The 23122-nt window shown below is 56.5% G+C and carries 25 protein-coding genes; 19 read left to right on the top strand and 6 right to left on the bottom strand.

Going from position 1 to position 23122, the window contains the following annotated elements; translation table 11 throughout:
* Nucleotides 1-8: 8 nt before the first annotated feature.
* Together AC6I8X_RS13880 and AC6I8X_RS13875 are read right to left on the bottom strand one after the other, a co-directional pair.
* A complete protein-coding gene (locus AC6I8X_RS13880; protein WP_313690097.1) occupies nt 9-440 on the bottom strand; it encodes a tripartite tricarboxylate transporter TctB family protein in 432 nt (143 codons plus the stop codon).
* An 11-nt stretch (nt 441-451) separates the two neighbouring features.
* Nucleotides 452-1441 carry a Bug family tripartite tricarboxylate transporter substrate binding protein gene (locus tag AC6I8X_RS13875; RefSeq protein WP_497839989.1) on the bottom strand — a complete coding sequence of 330 codons (990 nt, stop codon included), beginning with the start codon at nt 1439-1441 and terminating at the stop codon, nt 452-454.
* 108 nt (nt 1442-1549) lie between these two features.
* Between AC6I8X_RS13875 and tctD the strand changes: the two genes are divergently transcribed.
* Both tctD and AC6I8X_RS13865 read left to right on the top strand, forming a co-directional pair.
* On the top strand, nt 1550-2221 hold the full coding sequence (gene tctD / locus AC6I8X_RS13870; protein ID WP_497839988.1) for a transcriptional regulator TctD: 672 nt from the start codon (nt 1550-1552) through the stop codon (nt 2219-2221).
* Nucleotides 2212-3591, top strand: a complete 1380-nt coding sequence (locus tag AC6I8X_RS13865; protein WP_497839987.1) for a sensor histidine kinase — start codon at nt 2212-2214, stop codon at nt 3589-3591. Before tctD ends, AC6I8X_RS13865 begins: the two co-directional genes overlap by 10 nt.
* Here the strand turns inward: AC6I8X_RS13865 and AC6I8X_RS13860 are convergent.
* Nucleotides 3578-4483, bottom strand: coding sequence for a DMT family transporter (locus tag AC6I8X_RS13860; RefSeq protein ID WP_497839986.1), 906 nt, complete (start codon nt 4481-4483; stop codon nt 3578-3580). The two genes, AC6I8X_RS13865 and AC6I8X_RS13860, sit on opposite strands and share 14 nt — an antisense overlap.
* A gap of 95 nt (nt 4484-4578) precedes the next feature.
* Between AC6I8X_RS13860 and AC6I8X_RS13855 the strand changes: the two genes are divergently transcribed.
* The 15 genes from AC6I8X_RS13855 (at nt 4579) to hisP (ending at nt 18516) form a co-directional block, all read left to right on the top strand.
* The gene (locus AC6I8X_RS13855; RefSeq protein ID WP_313689273.1) at nt 4579-5358 is read left to right on the top strand and encodes an AraC family transcriptional regulator; all 780 of its coding nucleotides are present in this window, start codon (nt 4579-4581) and stop codon (nt 5356-5358) included.
* Between the two features lie 52 nt (nt 5359-5410).
* A complete protein-coding gene (gene pdxB / locus AC6I8X_RS13850; RefSeq protein WP_497839985.1) occupies nt 5411-6550 on the top strand; it encodes a 4-phosphoerythronate dehydrogenase PdxB in 1140 nt (379 codons plus the stop codon).
* Between the two features lie 70 nt (nt 6551-6620).
* Nucleotides 6621-7631 (top strand): aspartate-semialdehyde dehydrogenase, encoded by a 1011-nt coding sequence (locus tag AC6I8X_RS13845; protein ID WP_313689279.1) that lies wholly within the window; start codon nt 6621-6623, stop codon nt 7629-7631.
* Nucleotides 7631-8437, top strand: a complete 807-nt coding sequence (gene truA / locus AC6I8X_RS13840; RefSeq protein WP_084876150.1) for a tRNA pseudouridine(38-40) synthase TruA — start codon at nt 7631-7633, stop codon at nt 8435-8437. The genes AC6I8X_RS13845 and truA overlap by 1 nt, the downstream gene beginning before the upstream one ends.
* 33 nt (nt 8438-8470) lie before the next feature.
* On the top strand, nt 8471-9133 hold the full coding sequence (locus AC6I8X_RS13835) for a DedA family protein (protein WP_299445273.1): 663 nt from the start codon (nt 8471-8473) through the stop codon (nt 9131-9133).
* A gap of 132 nt (nt 9134-9265) precedes the next feature.
* On the top strand, nt 9266-10174 hold the full coding sequence (accD, locus tag AC6I8X_RS13830) for an acetyl-CoA carboxylase, carboxyltransferase subunit beta (RefSeq protein ID WP_208715926.1): 909 nt from the start codon (nt 9266-9268) through the stop codon (nt 10172-10174).
* Nucleotides 10175-10240: 66 nt separating this feature from the next.
* The gene (gene folC / locus AC6I8X_RS13825) at nt 10241-11509 is read left to right on the top strand and encodes a bifunctional tetrahydrofolate synthase/dihydrofolate synthase (protein WP_497839984.1); all 1269 of its coding nucleotides are present in this window, start codon (nt 10241-10243) and stop codon (nt 11507-11509) included.
* A complete protein-coding gene (gene dedD, locus AC6I8X_RS13820) occupies nt 11499-12233 on the top strand; it encodes a cell division protein DedD (RefSeq protein WP_497839983.1) in 735 nt (244 codons plus the stop codon). Before folC ends, dedD begins: the two co-directional genes overlap by 11 nt.
* A 252-nt stretch (nt 12234-12485) precedes the next feature.
* Nucleotides 12486-12971: a colicin V production protein gene (gene cvpA, locus AC6I8X_RS13815; protein ID WP_084876145.1), complete on the top strand. Its 486-nt coding sequence runs from the start codon at nt 12486-12488 to the stop codon at nt 12969-12971.
* Nucleotides 12972-13007: 36 nt separating this feature from the next.
* A complete protein-coding gene (gene purF, locus AC6I8X_RS13810) occupies nt 13008-14525 on the top strand; it encodes an amidophosphoribosyltransferase (RefSeq protein WP_299445281.1) in 1518 nt (505 codons plus the stop codon).
* 108 nt (nt 14526-14633) lie between these two features.
* Nucleotides 14634-15203, top strand: a complete 570-nt coding sequence (locus AC6I8X_RS13805) for a UbiX family flavin prenyltransferase (protein ID WP_084878532.1) — start codon at nt 14634-14636, stop codon at nt 15201-15203.
* 276 nt (nt 15204-15479) lie between these two features.
* Nucleotides 15480-16262 (top strand): lysine/arginine/ornithine ABC transporter substrate-binding protein ArgT, encoded by a 783-nt coding sequence (argT, locus tag AC6I8X_RS13800; protein ID WP_208715920.1) that lies wholly within the window; start codon nt 15480-15482, stop codon nt 16260-16262.
* 73 nt (nt 16263-16335) lie between these two features.
* Entirely contained in the window at nt 16336-17022 is a 687-nt protein-coding gene (locus AC6I8X_RS13795; RefSeq protein WP_299445286.1) for a histidine ABC transporter permease HisQ, read from the top strand.
* Nucleotides 17019-17735: an ABC transporter permease gene (locus AC6I8X_RS13790; RefSeq protein WP_084876140.1), complete on the top strand. Its 717-nt coding sequence runs from the start codon at nt 17019-17021 to the stop codon at nt 17733-17735. The genes AC6I8X_RS13795 and AC6I8X_RS13790 overlap by 4 nt, the downstream gene beginning before the upstream one ends.
* Nucleotides 17736-17742: 7 nt before the next feature.
* Nucleotides 17743-18516, top strand: coding sequence for a histidine ABC transporter ATP-binding protein HisP (gene hisP / locus AC6I8X_RS13785; RefSeq protein WP_497839982.1), 774 nt, complete (start codon nt 17743-17745; stop codon nt 18514-18516).
* A 96-nt stretch (nt 18517-18612) separates the two neighbouring features.
* Here the strand turns inward: hisP and AC6I8X_RS13780 are convergent, their stop codons facing one another.
* On the bottom strand, nt 18613-19506 hold the full coding sequence (locus AC6I8X_RS13780) for a TIGR01777 family oxidoreductase (protein ID WP_313684326.1): 894 nt from the start codon (nt 19504-19506) through the stop codon (nt 18613-18615).
* A 192-nt stretch (nt 19507-19698) separates the two neighbouring features.
* Here AC6I8X_RS13780 and yfcF point away from each other — a divergent pair, with 192 nt between their 5' ends.
* Entirely contained in the window at nt 19699-20340 is a 642-nt protein-coding gene (yfcF, locus tag AC6I8X_RS13775; protein WP_497839981.1) for a glutathione transferase, read from the top strand.
* Nucleotides 20341-20451: 111 nt separating this feature from the next.
* Nucleotides 20452-20970 carry an NUDIX hydrolase YfcD gene (yfcD, locus tag AC6I8X_RS13770; protein WP_084876136.1) on the top strand — a complete coding sequence of 173 codons (519 nt, stop codon included), beginning with the start codon at nt 20452-20454 and terminating at the stop codon, nt 20968-20970.
* A 32-nt stretch (nt 20971-21002) separates the two neighbouring features.
* Here yfcD and AC6I8X_RS13765 read toward each other — a convergent pair whose 3' ends face one another.
* The gene (locus tag AC6I8X_RS13765) at nt 21003-21830 is read right to left on the bottom strand and encodes an ABC transporter permease (RefSeq protein WP_299445298.1); all 828 of its coding nucleotides are present in this window, start codon (nt 21828-21830) and stop codon (nt 21003-21005) included.
* Between the two features lie 11 nt (nt 21831-21841).
* Nucleotides 21842-23110 (bottom strand): ABC transporter permease, encoded by a 1269-nt coding sequence (locus tag AC6I8X_RS13760; RefSeq protein ID WP_497839980.1) that lies wholly within the window; start codon nt 23108-23110, stop codon nt 21842-21844.
* Between the last annotated feature and the right edge of the window lie 12 nt (nt 23111-23122).

Below are 23122 nucleotides of genomic sequence, written 5' to 3'. Positions count from 1 at the left end.
ATCTCCCGTTAACTGAACCAGCTGCCGACTGGCAGCGTGACATCCAGCAGATGATCAAAGGCGTAAAACAGCGCCATACCCATCACGCCACCGGAAATCACCGCCGCCCACCAGCGCGCGCCAAACAGCAGGCCAATGCCGAAGGTCAGCAGTGTGGTGCACAAGGCGAAGCCGAGTTGCTCGAACAGCCAGCCGTACAGCACCAGCATGATGCTTAACGTCAGCAGCTTTTTCAGGATGGCGGGCGCAGGCCACAGCACCGCATCCGGTTTACGCAGCAGCATCAGCAGCGCGCAAATTCCCATCAGACCAAGTAACAGCAGCGGAAACGGGCGCGGTCCGACCGGTTCATAACTGTATTCGCTCTGGATTTGCCAGCCGATAAACAATCCGCCGATACACAGTGCCAGCCAGATGGCGGCGAAAATACGATCGCTCATTATCGCCCCCATTATTTTGCCAGCCCGAAGGATTTGGCCTGTTCACGATAGGTCGCGACCTGATGCTTTACGTAGCTGTCCAGTTCGCTGCCAAACAGGTTGAATTCAAACAAGCCACGCAAATCGCGTTGCTGCTGGAATTCTTTGGTGGTGACCAGCTTTTTAAACGCGTCTTCCCACCATTGATAGTCGGCGGCGCTGACTTTCGGGCCGAGGTAGTAACCACGAATAATCGGCCATGAAACGTTGAACCCCTGCTCTTTAGCGGTGGGGATGGCAGCCAGTTCACCCGGCAGGCGCTGGTCGGCCATCACGGCCAGCACGCGCATTTTGCCGCCCTGCAAATGCGGCACCATCTCGCTCATATCGCCGGATACCACCTGGATATGATTGCCGAGCAGCGCCGTCACCGGTTCTCCGCCGCCTTCGAAAGCGACATAGCGCATTTTGCGTGGGTCGATACCGGCTTCACGCGCCAGCAGCGCGGTTTTCATCCAGTCCTGGCTGCCAATTGAGGCACCGGCACCCACCACCACGTTGGTGGGATCTTTTTTCATCGCCTCCATCAGCTCGCCAAGGGTTTTCCAGGGGGCATCATTACGTACTGCCACCATGCCGTAGTCGGTGCCGATGGCGGCCAGCCACTTCACATCATCCACCGAGTAGCGGCCAAATTTACCCTGCGACAGATTCAGCAGCGAGCCACCGGAGAAGGCCACCAGCGTGCCTGCTTCGGCCGGTCGCTGGGCAATGATGGCGTTATACGCCACTGCACCCACGCCGCCGGGCATATAGGTGACGCGCATCGGCGTGGTGATTTGCTGCGTCTCCTGCATCGAGACCTGCAATAACTTGCAGGTGAGATCGAAACCCCCGCCCGGTTTTGCCGGGGCGATACATTCAGTGCGTTCTGGTGCCGCGGCGGACGCGGTGGAAACCGACATAGCCAGTAAGGTGGTGGCGAGGACGGTGCGAATGTTGTTTTTCATTTGTCGCTCCATTGATGATTCCAGTTTGTGATTACCGCCGAAAATTCGGGGTTAATGAATTGTTAAGGTGACAACCTTTCATTTACCTTTCATTCCTCAGGGAAAATGGCGGGGTGTGACATGCGTCTCTTACTGGTGGAAGACACGGTTGAGATGGCGAGCTGGTTGCAAAAAGCGCTGACACAAAAAGGATTTACGATAGATTGGGTGGCTGACGGTGTGGCGGCGGATCATGTGCTGCAAAGCGAAGAGTATGCGCTGGTGGTGCTGGATGTGACGCTGCCGCGTATGCATGGCCTTGAGGTGCTGGCGCGGCTCCGACGACGCGGGCAGAACGTCCCCGTCTTGCTGCTGACCGCGCGTAACGCGTTGGCACAGCGGGTACAGGGGCTGAACGCCGGGGCGGATGATTATCTTAGCAAACCCTTCGAGCTGGATGAGCTGGAAGCCAGGCTGCGTGCCTTGCTGCGCCGCAGTCATGGGCAAACGCCGCAATCGCAGGTGATTGGCCAACTGGAGCGGGACAATGAAGGTTGCTTCCTGCTGAATCGGCAGCCATTACATCTGACCCCGCGTGAAGCCAGCGTGCTGACCACCTTAATGCGGCGTCCCGGTCACCCGGTATCGCGCCAGCATCTCTATGAACAAACTTTTTCCCTGTGTGATGAAGCCAGCCCTGAAACCATCGAGTTATATGTCCATCGGGTGCGGAAAAAGTTGGCGGGCAGTGATGTCGCGATCATCACGTTGCGTGGGCTGGGCTACAGCCTTGAGTGTCAGCCATGCGGCTGATTCGCTCGCTGCGTGGCGAGCTGCTGGCATGGCTGGGTGTGCCGCTGCTGCTGCTGTGGGGATTATCGGTGTACACCCATTATCACAGCGCGCTCCAGGCGGCGAATCAGGCTTATGATCGTTCGCTGGTGGCTTCCGCGCGAACCGTGGCGGAGAGGCTGGTGGTGCGCCAGCAACAATTGCAGGTTGATGTTCCCTGGGTGGTGCTCGACAGTTTCGAACGTAATATGAACGATCAACTTTTCTATCAGGTGATCTCCCCGGAAGGACAGACGTTGTCAGGCTACGAGGATTTGCCGCCGTTGCCACGCAATGCGCCGCTTTCCACCTTGTTTCCGGCGCTGGTTCATTTCTACGATGCCCGCTATCGCCAGCAGCCGATTCGGGTGGTGGCCCTGTGGCAACCGGTCAGCGAAGAGGGAGTGCAGGGCATGGCGCTGGTACTGGTGGCGGAAACCCTGAATTCGCGCCACGCCTTTGCTGAGGGATTATTACGTACCGCCCTGATCAGCCAAAGCATTCTGGTGCTGATTACCCTGATTCTGGCGGGGTGGCTGCTGCGCAAGGTGCTACGCCCACTGCGTCGTTTGTCGCGCATCGTTCTGCGCCGTGCACCGGGGGAGCTGCAGCCTTTGCCGTCATTGCTGCCCTGGTCCGAGCTACAGCCACTGATTATCGCGTTCAACCGTCATCTGGAGCGGTTGCGTGGTTTGCTGGCGCGTCAGGAACGTTTTAGCGCCGATGTATCCCACCAACTGCGTACGCCGCTCACCATTCTGAAAACTCAGGTGGGTGTGGCACTTAACAGCGACGATCCACGGCAATGGCGTGAAAGCCTGCAGGGGATGCGCCATACCCTGGACGACACCGTACATCTCACCGACCGACTGTTGCAGCTGGCGCAGATCAAAGCCCGCCACGGCGAAGATAAACCCCTGGAGCGCGTTGATCTGGCGGCCATTGTGCAGCAGGCGTGCTTCAGTGGTTATGCGGCGGCGCGCCATAAACAAATCGATCTGGGTTATGAAGGTGAGGGGCAATGTCAGGTGCAGGGCGATGCGCTGCTGCTGGCGGAGTTATGCAGCAACCTGCTGGATAATGCCATCAAGTACACGCCGGTGCACGGTATTGTGACGGCATGCATCGCCTGCGGGGTGATGACCATTGAGGATAGCGGGCCAGGGATTGACGATGCCCAGCAGCAGCAGGCGCTGCAACCTTTCTCGCGGCTGGATAACGGCCAGCAGCAACCCGGTGCCGGTATCGGTCTGGCGCTGGTAAAAGATATCTGCGTCTGGCATGGCGCTGATTTAAGGCTGGACCGCAGCCCGCAACTGGGCGGGCTACGGGTGACGGTCAGCTTCCACTGACAGGGGGCGTGACTGTCCGGGGGCGACGTAACGGCGTGCGTAGCCGCTGTGCCAGAATCACCCCCAGCAACGTCATGCCACCGCCAATCCAGTGATAACCATGCAGCTGTTCATGCAGGAACAGGATCGCAATGACGGCGGTAAAGGCCGGGACAAAATTCATAAAGATGCTGGTGGTGCTGGCCCCGAGGCGCTGCACGCCGAGGATCCACAGGAACGGGGCGATGATCGACGCGAACAGCCCGGCAAACAGCACCAGCGGGATATTATGCGCATTAAGTGACACATCCGGCGTGCGCAGAAAGCCGGGCAGCAGCAACAGCACGCCAAAGAAAATCTGCACATATAAACTTTGCCAGGTCGGCAGAGGGATGGCCCAGCGTTTGGTCAGCACGCCATACAACGCGTAGGAGGTTGAAGCGGCCAGCATCATCAATTCACCATTGCCGAGGCGCTGATGCAGCAGCTGTGCCGGGTTGCCAGCGCTGACCAGCCACACCAGACCGGCAAACGACAGCAATCCGCCAATTAAAATCCCGCGCGTTGGAGCCAGACGTAACACCACCAGGCTGAGCAGAATGGTCAGCAGCGGAATGGTGGCCCCGAGAATCCCCATCATCACCGCCGATACGCTATGCGCCGCGTAATAGGCAAGGCTTTGATACAGCACCATACCAAGCAGGCCGAGGATCAGCAGGCGTCCGCTGCTGGCGATAATTTGCCGACGATGACGCCAGACGCCAGGCAGGGCAAACGGCGTCAGCACCACCAGCGCCAGGATCCAGCGATAAAAGGAAATGGCGGCGGGATCGATGCTCCCGGCGGAGAGTTTGCTAACGATGGTGTTGATCGACCAGATCAGCACCGCCACCAGCGGAAAGAGAAAATTCATCGTACGGCTCCAGAAAGTAAACGCGAAAAGTTTACATTTGACCGGTTTAAGACAGATAACTAAAATCGGACAAAAATCATTAATGACCGGACAGAATGAGTTTACAGGTTGAATATCAGCCGCCGCTCGATGCCTCACAGCTGCGCTACTTTATGCGCTTCGAGCAGGCCAACGCCAATACCGAATATCTGCCCCACACCCACTCCTGGGGGCAGCTGATTTTCGTCAAAAGCCATGTGCTGGAGATGGAGGTGGAAGGGGAGCGCCTGCTGACGCCAGCCGATATGCCGATCTGGATCCCACCCGGTCAGCGCCACAGCAGCTATAACCATCGTCAGGCGCAGTTTCGTACCTTCAATATTGCCGCCGATCTATGCCTGGGCTTGCCATCACAAGCCTGCCTGTTGAATGCGGATGCCATCGTTCATGCCATTATGGACGAGTTTGCCCAACGCAACCTGGAGCAGCCACGCAGTGAAGCAGACTGGCGATTGTGCGAGGTGCTGTGTGACCGGCTGCGCCTCGCGCCATTGCATAAAAGCTATCTGCCCACCTCGGATGACAAATTGCTGGCACCGATTCTGCACGCGCTCCAGGCGCATCCCGGCGATAACACCACGCTGGCACAATGGGCTAAACGGGTGTTTACCACCGAGCGTACGCTGGCGCGGCGTTGCCAGCAGCAGCTGCATATGTCCTTTAGTGAGTGGCGACAACGCCTGCGTTTTTTGCGTGCGATTGCCTTGCTGGAGCAGGGGATGAGTGTACAGGCGATTGCTTTTGAGCTGGGCTACAGCTCCGCCTCGGCGCTGATTGTCATGTTTCAGCACCAGGCCGGGACCACACCGGATCGCTATCGTAGCCGGTTAGGTTAATCAAAGGCTTTGTGCCAGAATATGGGCCTTTCGAATTTACAGGACTGCCGTGGTGAAAATTCTCGTCGATGAAAACATGCCGTATGCCCGTGAACTCTTTAGCCGCACCGGTGAGGTGCTGGCGGTACCGGGACGCCCCTTACCGGAAGCCGAACTCGCGGATGCCAGTGGGCTGATGGTGCGATCGGTGACTAAAGTCAATGCGACGCTCCTCGCCGGTACGCCAGTGAAATTTGTCGGCACCGCGACGGCGGGCACCGACCATATCGATGAGACCTCGCTGGAGGAGGCGGGCATCGCCTTTTCCGCCGCGCCGGGCTGCAACGCCATCGCGGTGGTGGAATATGTTTTCTCCTCGCTGCTGCTGCTGGCGGAGCGCGATGGTTTTAACCTGCGCGATCGTACCGTGGGGATTGTCGGCGTGGGCAATGTCGGTGGCCGTCTGCAAAAACGCTTGCAGGCGTGGGGCGTGAAAACCCTGTTGTGCGATCCGCCGCGTGCCGATCGCGGTGATGCGGAAGTTTTCCACTCGCTGGATGAACTGGTGGCGCAGGCCGATATTCTCACCTTCCATACGCCGTTATTTAAAGATGGCCAGTATAAAAGCTGGCATCTGGCGGATGCGGCGCTGCTGATGGCGCTGCGACCGAATACCATTCTGATCAACGCCTGTCGTGGCCCGGTGGTGGATAACGCGGCACTGCTGCAAGTGCTGAACATGCGCCAGGATCTCAGCGTGGTGCTGGATGTGTGGGAGCCGGAACCGGAGCTGTCGCTGGAACTGCTGGGTAAGGTGGACATTGCCACCGCGCATATTGCCGGTTACACCCTCGAAGGCAAGGCGCGCGGCACCACGCAGGTGTTTGAAGCCTGGTGTGAGTTTCTCGGTCAGCCGCAGCAGGTGCCGCTGGAAAGCCTGCTGCCCGCCCCGGAATTTGGCAGCATTACCTTACACGGCAAGCTTGATCAGCCGGTGCTGAAACGTCTGGTGCACCTGGTGTATGATGTGCGCCGCGATGATGCCCCACTGCGTAAAGTGGCGGCGCAGCCAGGCGAGTTTGACCGCCTGCGTAAGCAATATGAAGAACGCCGTGAATGGTCGTCATTGCAGGTGATTTGTGATGACGCTGCCGCGGCTGACATGCTTAATCAACTCGGGTTCCGCGCCACGCTGCAACCGGCAGGTGCCTGATTTGTCCGAATTAATGGGCGGTGAATATCACCGCCTTCTGTTTTTATGTCATTGTCTGGAGTAAACCAACATGTCTGACGGCTGGAATATTGCGCTATTGGGCGCGACAGGCGCAGTAGGGAACGCTGTACTGGAACTGCTGGCGGAACGCCAGTTCCCGGTTGGTGAAATTTATTTGCTGGCGAGCGAAAACAGCGCCGGAACAACCCTGCGTTTTGATGGCCGCTCGGTGCGGGTACAGGATGCGGCAGAATTTGACTGGTCGCAGGCGCAGCTGGCGTTTTTTGCCGCTGGCCCGGGCGCGGCGGCGCGTTATGCCGAAGAGGCTGCCAGCCAGGGTTGTCTGGTGATTGACAGCAGCGATGTGTTCGCGCTGGAGCCGGACGTGCCGCTGGTGGTGCCGGATGTGAACCCGCAGGTGCTGGCGGATTATCGCAATCGCAACATTATCAGCGTGGCGGATAGCCTGGTCAGCCAGCTGCTGAGCGCCATCAAACCGTTGGTGGATGCCGCCGGTCTGGGACGTTTGCAGGTGACTAACCTGATTTCCGTCTCCAGTGACGGCAAAAAAGCGGTGGATGCGCTGGCGGGAGAGAGCGCGCGTTTACTGAACGGCGTCCCGGCGGATGAACATTATTATGGTCGCCAGCTGGCGTTCAACCTGCTGCCACAGCTGGTGGACAACCAGGGTAGCGTGGAAAGTGAACGTCGTCTGGTGGATCAGGTACGCAAGGTGTTGCAGGACGAAGGCTTACCGATTGCAGTGAGCAGCGTGCAGGTGCCGGTGTTCTACGGCAATGCGCAAATCGTACACCTGGAGAATCTGCGTCCGCTGTCTGCCGAAGAAGCGCGGGATGAACTGGCGCGAGCGGATGATATCCGTCTCAGCGACGAAGGCGACTACCCAACCCAGGTGCAGGATGCTTCCGGTAACGGTGAGCTGAGCATCGGCTGTGTCCGCAATGATTATGGTATTCCTGAGCTGCTGCAATTCTGGTCAGTGGCGGACAACATCCGTTTCGGCGGTGCGCTGATGGCGGTGAAAACTGCTGAGAAGTTAGTGCAGGAGTATCTGTATTAATGTTGTCTGAAGGTAACACGCATAAGCTGGCGTTAGGCATTGAATATGACGGCAGCCGTTACTACGGCTGGCAGCGGCAGCAGGAAGTCCGCAGCGTGCAGGAAAAGCTGGAAAAAGCGCTGTCGCAAGTGGCGAATCATCCGGTCAGCGTGTTCTGCGCCGGGCGTACTGATGCCGGCGTACACGGCACCGGTCAGGTGGTGCATTTTGAAACCACTTCTCAGCGTGCCGACGGAGCCTGGACGCTGGGCGTCAACGCCAATCTGCCACCGGACATCGCGGTGCGTTGGGTGAAAGCGGTGCCGGACGAGTTTCATGCCCGCTTCAGCGCCACGGCGCGCCGTTATCGCTACGTGATATACAACCAGCGGCTGCGTCCGGCGATTCTCGGCAATGGTGTGACGCATTTTTACCATCCGCTGGATGCCGAAAAGATGCAGCGCGCCGGTCAGTGTCTGCTGGGCGAAAATGATTTCACGTCGTTTCGCGCGGTGCAGTGCCAGTCACGTACGCCGTGGCGCAATGTGATGCATCTGAACGTCACGCGCCAGGGGCCATACGTCATTGTCGATATTAAGGCCAATGCGTTTGTGCATCATATGGTGCGCAATATCGTGGGTAGCCTGATGGAAATTGGCTGTGGTAATCAGCCGGAAGACTGGATGGCGACGCTACTGGCAGCGAAAGATCGCACACTTGCGGCCGCAACGGCCCGAGCCGAGGGTTTGTATTTGGTGGCGGTGGATTATCCATCCCACTTTGCGTTACCTCAGCCTGCGCTGGGACCGTTGTTCCTCGCAGATTAATTGTTACCCGAAGGATGTAAGGAGCCTGGCTTTATGGAGTTCATCCATTTTATCGTCGATTTTATCCTGCATATTGATGTGCATTTGGCCGAACTGGTGGCGCAGTATGGCATCTGGATTTACGCCATTCTGTTCCTGATTCTGTTCTGCGAAACCGGGCTGGTGGTGACACCTTTCCTGCCGGGTGATTCGCTGTTATTTGTGGCCGGTGCGCTGGCGGCGCTGCCCAGCAACGACCTCAATGTGCATATGATGGTGGCATTGATGGTGATCGCGGCGATTCTGGGCGATGCGGTTAACTACACCATTGGTCGTCTGTTTGGTGAGAAGTTATTCAGCAATCCCAATTCGAAGATTTTCCGTCGCAGTTACCTGGACAAGACCCACGCCTTCTACGAACGCCACGGCGGTAAAACCATTATACTTGCGCGCTTTGTACCAATCGTGCGAACCTTTGCCCCCTTTGTGGCAGGGATGGGACATATGTCTTATCGCCACTTCGCGCTCTTTAACGTCTCGGGTGCGCTGCTGTGGGTGCTGCTGTTCTCTTACGCAGGCTACCTGTTTGGGGATCTGCCGGTGGTGCAGGAGAACCTGAAACTGCTGATCGTCGCGATTATCGTGGTGTCGATTCTGCCGGGCGTAATTGAAGTCTGGCGTCATCGCCGCCAGGCACGTCAGCAGAAATCTCAGTAAGCGCAAAACCAGATTTTTATCCACAGCGAGAAGCGGTTGTGGTTTAATGAGCGACATTTACGGCCTGCTGAAGGTGATTTCAGCAGCAATGAGAAGACTGGACCAGGTCGGTTTTAAACAGAAAGGTCATCAATGAGCTGGATTGAACGCATACTTAACAAAAGCAATATTACGCCGACGCGCCGTGCCAGTATCCCGGAAGGGGTGTGGACTAAGTGCGACAGCTGTGGCCAGGTGCTGTATCGCGCCGAGCTGGAGCGTAATCTTGAGGTCTGCCCGAAGTGCGACCATCACATGCGCATGCATGGCCGTGAGCGCCTGCATAGCCTGCTGGATGAAGGAACACTGGTAGAATTAGGTAGCGAGCTGGAACCGAAGGATCTGCTGAAGTTCCGTGACTCGAAAAAGTACAAAGATCGTCTGTCTGCGGCGCAGAAAGAAACCGACGAGAAAGATGCCCTGATCGTCATGAAAGGCCAGCTGCACGGTATGCCGGTGGTGGCTGCGGCGTTTGAGTTTGCCTTTATGGGTGGCTCAATGGGTTCGGTTGTTGGTGCTCGCTTTGTGCGTGCAGTTGAGCAGGCGCTGGAAGATAACTGCCCACTGATCTGCTTCTCCGCCAGTGGCGGTGCACGTATGCAGGAAGCGCTGATGTCGCTGATGCAGATGGCGAAAACCAGTGCAGCGCTGGCGAAAATGCAGGAACGCGGTCTGCCGTATATCTCGGTACTGACTGACCCAACCATGGGTGGCGTTTCTGCCAGCTTCGCGATGCTGGGCGATCTTAACGTCGCGGAACCGAAAGCGTTGATCGGCTTTGCCGGCCCACGTGTTATCGAGCAGACCGTACGTGAAAAACTGCCGCCGGGCTTCCAGCGCAGTGAATTCCTGATTGAGAAAGGCGCGATCGATATGATCATCCGTCGTCCGGAAATGCGCTTTAAGCTGGCAAGCCTGCTGGCGAAAATGATGAACCTGCCAGCGCCGCTGCAGGATGGTGATCAGCCCACTGCGGCTGAGCCGGAAAGCAACGAGGCCTGACAGGCAACGGAAAGGCGCAGCAATGCGCCTTTTTACTAATGCCGCGACACATGCTGAACGGGAAACATGGACACTCTTCACCTTCCTCAAGCCACGTCGCCTTTGGCCACGTGGCTTCATTATCTTGAACATCTGCATTCTCAGACCATCGAACTGGGTCTGGATCGTATTCAACGCGTCGCTGCACGCCTCAACCTGCTAAAACCTGCTCCCTTCGTCTTCACTGTTGCCGGAACCAATGGCAAAGGCACCACCTGCCGCACGCTGGAAACGTTACTGATGGCCGCCGGTTTCCGTGTCGGGGTCTACAGTTCACCGCATCTGGTGCGATACACCGAACGGGTGCGCATTCAGGGCGAGGAGCTGGATGAAGCTCTGCACAGCGCCAGTTTTGCCGCCATTGAAGCCGGGCGCGGCGACATCTCGCTGACCTATTTCGAGTTCGGTACCTTATCCGCGTTAAATCTGTTCCGTGAAGCGGGGCTGGATGTGGTGATCCTCGAGGTCGGTCTGGGTGGACGCCTCGACGCGACCAACATCGTCGATGCCGATGTGGCGGTGGTCACCAGCATCGCGCTGGACCACACCGACTGGCTGGGGCCGGATCGCGAAAGCATTGGCCGTGAAAAAGCGGGTGTGTTCCGTGCAGGTAAACCGGCTGTAGTGGGTGAACCGGATATGCCGCATACCATCGCGATCGTTGCGGCAGAGAAGGGCGCAGTGCTGTTGCAGCGTAACCGCGACTGGCAATGGCAGCAGCATGGCGACAGCTGGACGCTGCAGGATGCGCAGGGAGAATTGTGCGACCTGCCGTTACCGCAGGTGCCGTTACCCAATGCCGCGACCGCGCTTATCGCGCTGCGTGCGTCGGGTTTACCGGTTAGCGAGGCGATTATTCGTCAGCATCTGCCGCTGGCTATTTTGCCGGGCCGTTTCCAGACGGTCAGTGAATCGCCGCGCGTGATCCTGGATGTGGCACATAATCCCCATGCCGCTTATTATCTGGCTTCACGTCTGGCGGAACTGCCGCGTTCCGGTAAGGTTCATGCGGTGGTAGGTATGCTGCATGATAAAGATATCGCGGGAACGCTGGCGGCGCTGGCACCCCAGGTGGATAGCTGGTACTGCGCACCCCTTGAGGGGCCACGTGGCGCGACTGCTGAGCAACTGATTGCCCATCTGGCGAGCGGCGCAGCATTTGCTACCGTGGATGCTGCCTGGCAGGCGGCACGTTTGCAGGCCCGTCCCGAGGATGTGATTCTGGTGTGTGGTTCTTTCCACACCGTGGCACAGGTAATGGAATCGATGGCAGCGGAGAACGGCAGTGGCAAGTAAGTTTCAGAACCGTTTGGTGGGCACGGTCATTCTGGTGGCGGTTGGCGTCATCGTGTTGCCTGGCCTGCTGGATGGCAAGAAAAAGCACTACAAAGAGGAGTTCGCTGCCATTCCGCTGGTGCCGAAACCGGATGACCAGCAGGACAGCGAGATGGTGCCGCCGGTAACCCAGCCGTTGCCTGCTCAGCCGCCGGAAGGCGCGGGTACGACGACGGAGCAGAGCGCCCCCAACAGCAAAACCAGCAGTCCGGCGGAGAGCGGTAATAACCAGCCTGCGCAGAATAGCGAACCCAGTGTGGTGACGCCGCCACCAGTGCATCAGAGTGTGCCGGTGCAGACGCCGAAACCCAAACCCGTCGAGCAGCCTAAGCCGAAACCGATTGAGCAACCCAGGCCGAAACCGGTTGAGCCTAAGCCGGTGGAACAGCCGAAACCGGTCGAAACGCCGAAGCAGAGTGAAGCAGAAGCGCCAGCACCAGCGGGTCAGGCTTATGTGGTGCAGCTCGGGGCGTTGAAAAACGCAGCGAAGGTCAACGAGATTGTGGCGCAGTTGCGTCTCTCGGGCTATCGCGCCTTTACGGTGCCGTCAACGCCGGTTCAGGGCCAGATCACCCGTATTTATGTCGGGCCGGATGCGTCAAAAGCGAAGATGCAGGCGGCGCTGGGTGAGCTGAAAAACCTTTCCGGACTCGGTGGGGTCGTCAAACCGTACAGCACGCGCTAAACCGTTGATAAGCCGCGCCGATAGCAGAAAAAGGCGCGGCATAGCACAGGTTGTTCATCAAATTGATGACAGAAAAATTATTTTATTTCAGTTGGTTACCTTGCTGAGATACGTCGGGGCGAGGTGATTTTTTTTCTTCGCCCTTTTTATGGATACGGAACCGGAAAACCCTACGCAAACGTTTTCTTTTTCTGTTAGAATGCGCCCCGAACTGGATGCAGGGGTGCAATCGCGCTGGCGCTGGAAGAGTTCATGATCTGGATTGATTACGTCATTATTGCGGTAGTTAGTTTTTCGGCTCTGGTCAGCCTGGTTCGCGGGTTTGTCCGGGAAGCCTTATCTCTCGTTACCTGGGGATGTGCGTTTTTTGTCGCCAGTCACTACTACGCCTACCTTGCAGTCTGGTTTACAGGTTTTGACGACGAACTGGTTCGTAACGGTATCGCTATCGCGGTACTGTTCGTTGCTACCCTGATTGTGGGTGCCATCGTGAACTATGTGATCGGCACGCTGGTTGAAAAGACCGGCCTGTCGGGAACCGACAGGGTGTTGGGGGTCTGTTTCGGGGCGTTGCGTGGCGTGCTAATCGTTGCCGCTATTCTCTTCTTCCTTGATACATTCACCGGCTTCTCGAAAAGCCCGGACTGGCAGCAGTCCCAACTCATTCCCCAGTTCAGTTACATCATCAGGTGGTTTTTTGACTATCTGAAAAGCACGTCGAGTTTTTTACCCCGGTGATGCCACCGGGAGTGCGGCTAATGAGGAAATGACAACATGTGCGGTATTGTTGGTATCACCGGTTTTATGCCAGTAAACCAGTCGATCTATGACGCGTTAACGGTGCTGCAGCACCGCGGGCAGGATGCCGCCGGCATTTGTACCATCGATGCGCTTAACTGCTTTCGTCTGCGCAAAGCCAATGGGCTGGTGAGCGATGTCTTCGAAGCACGCCACATGCAGCGTTTGCAAGGCAACATCGGGATTGGTCACGTACGTTACCCGACAGCAGGCAGCTCCAGCGCCTCTGAAGCGCAACCTTTCTATGTGAACTCCCCTTACGGCATTACGCTGGCGCACAACGGTAACCTGACCAACGCGCACGAACTGCGTAAGCAGCTGTTCGAAGTGGGTCGCCGTCACGTCAACACCACCTCTGATTCCGAAATTCTGCTCAACATCTTTGCGCAGGAGCTGGACCGTTTTCAGCATTACCCGCTGGAAGCTGACAACATTTTTGCCGCGGTGGCTGCCGTGCACCAGCAGGTGCGTGGTGCTTACGCGGTGGTTTCGATGATTATCGGTCATGGCATGGTTGCCTTCCGCGATCCTAACGGCATCCGTCCGCTGGTGCTGGGTAAACGCCAAATCGCCGATGGCCGTATCGAGTATATGGTCGCGTCTGAAAGCGTGGCGCTGGATACGCTGGGCTTTGAATTCATTCGTGACGTGGCACCGGGTGAAGCAGTTTACATCACTGAGCAGGGCCAGCTCTCCACACGTCAGTGCGCGGAGAACCCGAAAAGCAATCCGTGTCTGTTCGAGTATGTCTACTTCGCACGCCCAGACTCGTTCCTCGACAAAATTTCGGTTTACAGCGCGCGCGTACGCATGGGCACCAAGCTGGGTGCCAAGATTGCCCGTGAGTGGGAAGATCTCGATATCGATGTAGTGATCCCGATCCCGGAAACCTCTACCGATGTGGCGCTGGAAATCGCCCGTATTCTTGATAAACCGTATCGTCAGGGGTTTGTGAAAAACCGTTACGTTGGCCGTACCTTTATCATGCCGGGCCAGCATCTGCGCCGCAGCGCGGTACGCCGCAAGCTGAACGCTAACCGTGCTGAGTTCCGTGATAAGAACGTACTGCTGGTGGATGACTCCATCGTACGTGGTACGACTTCGGAGCAGATTATCGAGATGGCACGTGAAGCGGGTGCGAAGCGTGTATATCTGGCTTCAGCCGCACCGGAAATTCGTTTCCCGAACGTGTATGGCATCGATATGCCGAGCGCGACTGAACTGATCGCCCATGGTCGTGAAGTGGAAGAGATTCGTCAGCTGATCAAAGCCGATGCCTTAATTTTCCAGGATCTCGACGATCTGATCGAAGCAGTACGCGAAGAGAACCCGGATATCGCGCAGTTTGAGTGTTCGGTCTTTAACGGTATTTACGTCACCAAAGACGTTGACCAGCGTTATCTTGACTATCTCCAGTCACTGCGTAATGACGATGCAAAAGCCATCGCACGTCAGACTGAAGTGGAAGGTCTGGAATTACATAACGAAGGTTAAGTCCCTGCGCCCGTCTGATATTCAGGCGGGCGCTGCATTTCCCTCCTGGTTTGTCTTCCTCTTCTGCTGCGGGTTATGATTGTGGTTTACCTGCATGGCAAAATAATTATGAAACGACTCATTATTGGTATTTCCGGCGCCAGCGGCGCAATCTACGGCGTGCGCCTGTTGCAGGTATTACAACCGCTGGCCGAGGTGGAAACCCATCTGGTGATGAGTCAGGCTGCGCGTCAGACCCTGGCGCTGGAAACCGATTTCAATCTGCGCGAGGTGCAGGCACTGGCCAATGTGGTGCATGACGTGCGCGATATTGCTGCCAGCATTTCCTCCGGTTCATTTAAAACACTTGGCATGGTGATCCTGCCCTGTTCGATGAAAACCCTGTCCGGTATTGTCCACAGTTACAGCGATAGCCTGCTGACGCGTGCCGCTGATGTGGTGCTGAAAGAGCAGCGCAAACTGGTGCTGTGTGTGCGGGAAACCCCGTTGCACGTAGGCCATCTGCGTATGATGACCACTGCCGCTGAACTGGGCGCCGTGATTATGCCGCCGGTACCCGCGTTTTATCACCGTCCGCAAAATATTGCCGAGCTGGTGGATCAAACGGTCAATCGCGTACTGGACCAGTTCGATATTGAGTTACCGCAGGATCTGTTCACTCGCTGGCAAGGCGCATAAATGGTGCAGGGTTGCACTATTATGGTGCCAAATTGCGTACAGGATCACTCTTCGTGCATTTCATGCACCAAAAGTTAACAATGTCGCTTTTTCCTGCTCACCCGACTGTTATATTTTCCTCACAAACTAAGTGCTTGCGCCCCCTGGTGGACGCAGTATTTAGTGCGTCTGTACAGGGTTTCGCCAATTTGCACAACTGGCATGAAACATGCAAATTAAACAGCGCAAACACATCACGCACCACATAACAAAAAGCACTTCACTTGAGGGTTACCTATGAAAAAGCGAGTTCTGGCTCTTTCTCTGATGCTGGCAATGTCCAGCGCCGCGAGCGTGTTCGCGGCGGTACCGCATACGCTGCGCATCGGGACTGACCCGACTTACCCGCCGTTTGAATCGAAAAACGCGCAAGGACAGTTAGTGGGTTTTGACATTGATCTGGCTAACGAGATCTGTAAACGCATCAAGACTAAATGTACTTATGTGGAAAGCGATTTCGATGCGCTGATCCCGTCGCTGAAAGCGAAGAAGATCGATGCCATCATCTCTTCACTCTCCATTACTGAAAAGCGTCAGGAAGAGATTGGCTTCTCTGAAAAACTCTACGCAGCAAACGCCCGTCTGGTTGCACCAAAAGGTTCCACCATTCAGCCGACCATTGAGTCACTGAAAGGCAAGAATATTGGTCTGTTGCAGGGCACTACCCAGGAAACTTACGCCAATCAATACTGGCGTCCGCAGGGTGTCACCGTTACGCCGTATGCTAACCAGGATCTGGTGTATCAGGACCTGAATGCGGGCCGTATCGATGCCGCTTTCCAGGACGAAGTGCAGGCGAGCGAAGGCTTCCTGAAGCAGCCGGTAGGTAAAAACTACGCCTTTGCTGGCCCGGCGGTGAAAGATGATAAAATCTTTGGCGTCGGCACCGGTATGGGCCTGCGTAAAGATGATGCGGATCTGAAAGCCGCCATCGACAAAGCCTTCGAAGCCATGCGCAAAGACGGTACTTACGACAAGATTGCGAAGAAATACTTTGATTTCAATGTGTACGGTGACTGATTATCCTGTCTACCAGACTGCCCGCGACATGCGGGCAGTGCTTCGTTAATTTCCCCACGACAGGATCAAATTCATGTTGTATGGCTATTCTGACGTCATTCTAAAAGGCACCCTGGTTACACTGGAACTGGCGCTCAGTTCGGTGTTGCTGGCCGTGGTGCTTGGTTTAATTGGCGCTGGCGCCAAACTTTCCCGCAATCGCCCGCTGGCGATGCTTTTTGAAGGCTACACTACGCTGATTCGCGGCGTACCGGATCTGGTGTTGATGCTGCTGATTTTCTACGGTCTGCAGATCGCCCTGAACTCCCTGACCGATGCGATGGGTGTAGCGCAGTTCGATATCGACCCGATGGTGGCCGGTATCATCACCCTCGGCTTTATCTATGGTGCTTACTTTACTGAAACCTTCCGTGGTGCGTTTCTCGCTGTACCGAAGGGGCAGATTGAAGCGGCCACCGCGTTTGGTTTTACCGGCTCGCAAACTTTCCGTCGCATTCTGTTCCCGGCGATGATGCGCTTTGCGCTGCCGGGCATCGGTAACAACTGGCAGGTGATCCTGAAAGCGACCGCGCTGGTTTCGCTGCTCGGCCTTGAGGATGTGGTGAAAGCCACCCAGCTGGCAGGTAAAAGTACCTGGCAGCCGTTCTACTTCGCGATTGTTGCCGGGGTGATTTATCTGGTGTTTACCACGCTGTCGAACGGCGTGCTGTGGTGGCTTGAACGCCGCTACTCAGTGGGTGTGAAAAGGGCAGAGCTATGATCGATATTATTCAGGAGTATTGGAAATCCCTGCTCTGGACCGATGGTTACCGTTTTACCGGCGTGGCTATCACTCTGTGGCTGTTGATTATTTCTGTGGCGATTGGCGGCTGTCTGGCGGTGTTGCTGTCGATTGCCCGGGTGTCACCCAATCGCTTTATCTCTACCCCGGTATGGTTGTTCACCTACATCTTCCGCGGTACGCCGTTGTATGTGCAGCTGCTGGTGTTCTACTCCGGCATGTACACGCTGGAAGTCGTGAAAGGGTCCGAGTTGCTGAACGCCTTCTTCCGCAGCGGACTCAACTGTACCCTGCTTGCGTTTACCCTCAACACCTGCGCTTATACCACCGAAATGTTTGCCGGGGCTATTCGCGCCGTACCACACGGTGAAATCGAAGCGGCACGCGCCTATGGGTTCTCAACTTTTAAATTGTATCGTTGCATCATTCTGCCTTCGGCGCTGCGTACCGCGCTGCCTGCCTATAGCAATGAAGTGATCCTGATGCTGCACTCCACCGCGCTGGCGTTTACCGCCACAGTGCCAGATCTGCTGAAAGTGGCGCGCGATATCAACTCCGCTACCTATCAGCCGTTTGTCGCTTTTGGTATTGCCGCGGTGCTGTACCTGATTATCTCTTACGTGTTGATTAGCCTGTTCCGTATGGCGGAGCGCCGCTGGCTGGCCCACGTGAAACCTTCTTCATCGCATTGAGTAACCTATGGCTGAAAATAAATTAAGCGTTACCGAACTGCACAAGCGTTACGGTGAACATGAAGTCCTGAAAGGCGTGTCATTACAGGCGGATGCCGGTGATGTTATCAGTATCATTGGCTCGTCCGGTTCCGGGAAAAGTACTTTTCTGCGCTGCATTAACTTCCTCGAAAAACCGAGTGAAGGCACCATCGCAGTTAACAATGAGCAGATCAACCTGGTGCGCGACACCGATGGTCAGCTAAAGGTCTCGAATAAGGAGCAGTTGCGTTCGCTGCGTACCCGTCTCACCATGGTGTTCCAGCACTTCAACCTGTGGAGCCATATGACGGTGCTGGAGAACGTGATGGAAGCACCGATTCAGGTGCTGGGCCTGAGCAAAACCGAAGCGCGTGACCGTGCCATTAAGTATCTCGACAAAGTGGGTATCGACGAACGCGCCCGCGCTAAGTACCCGGTGCATCTCTCCGGTGGTCAGCAGCAGCGCGTTTCTATCGCCCGTGCGCTGGCGATGGAGCCGGAAGTGTTGTTATTTGATGAACCGACTTCGGCGCTCGACCCAGAGCTGGTCGGTGAAGTGCTGCGCATCATGCAGAAGCTGGCGGAAGAGGGCAAAACCATGGTGGTGGTGACACACGAAATGGAGTTTGCCCGTCACGTCTCCAGCCATGTGATTTTCCTGCATCAGGGGAAAATTGAGGAGCAGGGTGCGCCGGATGAAGTGTTCAACAACCCGAAAAGCCCGCGTTTGCAGCAGTTCCTGAAAGGCTCGCTGAAATAACCGGACCAGAATGTAGCGGCGCGATTTATCGCGCAGATTTTACCGGCATCGCGCACGGAATTGCGCGATAAATCGCGCCGCTACGATCAGCCCTGTTTATGCCGCCGTATCCTGCAATGCCTCCTGCAAGTCATACCAGCGAAAACCAAATCCTGACTCCTCCAGCCGTTTCGGCAGCACATGCTGGCCGCCGAGCACCAGCACGGCAGATTCACCCATCATCAGCCTGATAGCGCTGGCCGGAGTGCGCATAAAAGCCGGACGATGCATCACCTGGCCGAGCGTGGCAGCAAATTGTTCGTTGCGGACCGCATAGGGTGACACCAGATTGAATGGCCCCTGCAACGGATTATCAATCAGCCACCAGACCGCATTCACCAGGTCGTCGATATGAATCCACGGCAGATATTGTTTGCCGCTACCGATGGGGCCACCGACGCCAAGCCTGAACGGCAGCTTCATTTTTGCCAGCGCACCGCCTTCCTTCGCCAGTACCACGCCGGTACGCAGCAGGCACACCCGGGTACGATCGCTCTGCGCCGCCAGCGCCAGCTGCTCCCAGCGGGCACATAGCGTATGGGTAAACTCTTCATGTCCGGGATCGTCTTCGGTCAGTACCAAATCGCCAGTATCGCCATAGAAACCGGTGGCTGAGCCGGAGATCAAAAATTTCGGCGGCTGGCTGCTGGCATGGATCAGCGACACCAGGCGTTCGGTGATCTGCCAGCGGCTCTCGCACAGCAGTTGTTTCTGTTCTGCGGTCCAGCGCTTGTCGGCGATGGGCTCACCGGCAAGGTTAATCACCCCATCGACCCCATTGAGATCCTGCTGCTGCGCAAGGCCGGACCAGCAGGCAACGCGTGGGTCCAGCTTCTCGCGTGCGGCTGCGACATCACGCGTCACCACGCTCACCTGTTGACCAAGCTGTAACAGGCGCGGGATCAGATGGCGGCCAATCAAACCCGTGCCGCCGGTAATAAGCAGATGCATGTTGAGCCTCCTTGTGCTTGTTATGTGCTCAGTTTCAGCATAGAAGAGAAGCACACGGCTGGCGTGACCGCGCCGACGCTTACGATGAAAAAACCGTAGTCTGCGCTGGTCTTACCGGTTCAGATCCACATTGCCTTACTAAATAAAAATCGGTAAACATGAAGCACTCCAGATGCACATCCGAGGCAGCCGATGAATTACCCGAACATGACGTTGTGGTCCGATGCTTCTTTCTTCAGCCCTTATGCCATGTCGGTCTACGTGGCACTGACCGAAAAGGGCATTCCCTTCACCCTGAAACGTGTTGATCTGTCGCGTAATGCGCAATGGGATGATGATTATCGTGCGCTGTCGCTCACCTGCCGGGTGCCGACATTGCAAATTGATGATTTTATTCTTAATGAATCCTCAGCAATTGCCGAATATCTTGAGGAGCGCTTCCCGGCACCGGAGTACGAACGTCTGTACCCCCGCGACCGGGAAAAGCGCGCCCATGCCCGTGAGATTCAGGCATGGCTGCGCAGCGACCTGATGCCGCTACGTCAGGAGCGCCCAACCGAAGTGTTGTTTGCCGGTGAACGTTTTGCGCCGCTAAGCCGCGCAGGAGAGCAGTCGGCACAGAAGCTGATTACGGCGGTGCAACGTCTGCTGCCGGATGGACAGCAGAACCTGTTTGGCGAATGGTCGATTGCGGATACCGATTTGGCGGTGATGATTAATCGTCTGGCGCTGCATGGTGATGTGCTACCGGTGAAGTTGCAGCATTACGCTGAGTTCCAGTGGCAGCGTGCCTCAGTACAGCTGTGGCTGACAGAATCGGGCAAACAACGCTGAGCACGAAGAGGTCTTGCGATGGGGAAAAGAACCCTTTACCTTACCGCACACTCTAATAAAGAACAGTAAACAGGCGCGTGCCCGGCACGCCTAAACAGAAAAGGGTTACGGATGGTGGATCAACCTGCAGATAGCGGTATCGAATGGGTAGATATCGTTAACGAAGAGAATGAAGTGATTGCGCAGGCCAGTCGCGCGCAGATGCGTGCGCAGTGCCTGCGTCATCGCGCCACCTATATCGTGGTGCATGACGGCATGGGCAAGATTCTGGTGCAGCGTCGTACCGAAATCAAAGACTTCATGCCTGGTATGCTTGATGCGACCGCCGGTGGTGTGGTGCAGAGCGGTGAAGACATGCTGGAATCGGCGCGTCGTGAAGCGGAAGAAGAACTGGGTATTGCCGCGGTGCCGTTTGCTGAGCATGGAAAATTCTACTTCGAAGATGAACATTGCCGCGTCTGGGGCGGTTTGTTCAGCTGCGTGTCGCACGGTCCGTTTGCGATGCAGGAAGAGGAGGTGGATGAAGTCTTCTGGATGACACCGGAAGAGATCACCGCCCGCTGTGATGAGTTCACTGATGATTCACTGAAAGCTTTGTCGTTATGGCTGAGTCGCAATAGCGAATCATAAAAGTAAAGGCGCCGATTGTGGCGCCTTTTACATTAATGGGCAGGGTGCGACTGACGCATGCGCTCACCACGCCGCCGCAGTATCTCCATCACAATCAGCAGCACCAGTGAAGCTGCAATCATCAGCGTCGCCGCTGCCGCGATGGTGGGATCGAGGTTTTCGCGAATCCCGGCAAACATCTGAATCGGCAGGGTACGCTGGCTCGGGCTGGCGAGAAACAACGTCACCACCACTTCATCGAACGAGGCGGCAAAGGCAAATAACGCGCCAGAGAACACCCCTGGAGCGATGAGCGGCAGCGTGATTTTGCGGAAGGTCAGCAGCGGTGATGCGCCCAGGCTGGCTGCCGCGCGTGACAGGTTGGTGTCATAGCTTTTCAGCACCGCCACCACGGTAATCACCACAAAGGGTACGCCAAGCAGCGTATGCGCCAGCACCAGTCCGAGGTAGCTGTTCAGCAGCGATAACCGGGCGAAGAAGAAGAACATTCCTACCGCGATAATCACCACCGGTGCCACCATCGGCGAGATGATAATCGCCATTACGATGCCTTTGCCGCGAAATTCGCCACGTACCAGTCCCATTGACGCCAGCACCCCCAGAATGGTGGCGAGCAATGTCGCCAGCGGCGCAATCAGCAAACTGTTCCCCAGTGCGCCCAGCCACTCCTGCGAATGAAAGAAGGTTTGATACCAGCGCAGTGAAAAGCCGCTCAGCGGATAGCTGAGGAATGAGCTGGAGTTAAACGATAGCGGCACGATCACCAGAATTGGCAGAATTAAAAACAGCAGCACCGCCGCGCCATAGAAGTTGAAGAACGCGCCCCACAGGCGCAGCAGAGTAGAACCTTGTTGTTTCATTTCTTCGCTCCTTAGCGCGCCGCCGCTTCTGCGGAGGTACGGGTGACACGGATATAAACGATGTACAACAGCATCACGATAATCAGCAACTGACTCCCCAGGGCGGCGGCCATGCCCCAGTTCATGGTGCTGTTGGTAAAGAAGGCGACAAAGTAGCTGACCATTTGATCATCAGGCCCTCCGAGCAGCGCCGGGGTGACGTAATAACCAATCGCCATCATAAACACCAGCAGCGCACCGGCGGTGATACCGGCAAAAGTTTGCGGCACGTAGACGCGCCAGAAGGCGAGGAACGGATGCGCACCGAGCGAGATAGCGGCGCGCATATAGCTGGGAGAAATGCCTTTCATCACTGCGTACAGTGGCAGCACGATAAACGGCAGCAGAATATGGGTCATCGAGATATAAACACCCAGGCGGTTAAATACCAGTGTCAGTGGATGGTCGATCACCCCGATGCCCATCAGCGCACGGTTAATCAGACCACCCGATTGCAGCAGCACAATCCAGCTGGCGGTACGCACAATCAGTGAGGTCCAGAACGGCAGCAGCACCAGAATCATCAGCAGATTGGCGCGGCCAGAAGGTTGCTTCGCCAGCCAGTAGGCCAGCGGATAACCGATACCGACGCACAGTAGCGTCACCACTGTCGCCATCCATAAGGTGCGCAGCAATACATTCACGTACAGCGCCTGGTCAGCAGGCTGGCTGACGATGTCACCGGTTTTGGCATCGACTTTACGGTCAAACACCGACAGCAGGTAGAGGCTGGTGAAGGGTTTTGCGGCACGTTGCAGCGTGCGCCAGGTGGTGAGATCGCCCCACAGCGGCTGTTTAGCCATCATTGTGTTTTTCACATCCACCCCATCGGCAGGGGCGATGCGCGGGACGGCGAGGATCAGGCGACGGTAGCTGGCATCTTCGTAGCTGAGACGTTTCGCCACGCTGGAGATTTGTCCCTGATCGCGGGCGGCGATCAACTCTTTGGCCAGCAGCGCATAAACGCGCTCATCCGGCAGCGCGTCGCCAGACCACTGCTGCAATGCTTTGCTGGTTTGCGGCAATGCTTCCGGCAGCTCCGGGTTATTGATGCTCATGCTCAGGATCGAGCCAATTGGGAACAGGAAGCAGACCACCACGAACACCAGCAGAGGTGCAATCAGCAGCAGCGAACGTCGCGTCTTCGCAAACTCGCTGCGTTGCAGGCGTTGGCGCAGCGTCGGAACGCGCGGGTTATGCACTGATTGTGCTGGGGGATCCAAAACGGGATTTTGGCTCATGGCCGGACTCCT

The organism is Pantoea sp. X-Soil-TKNS-1280 (assembly GCF_059730475.1).
This window is presented reverse-complemented; position numbering and strand designations above follow the sequence as displayed.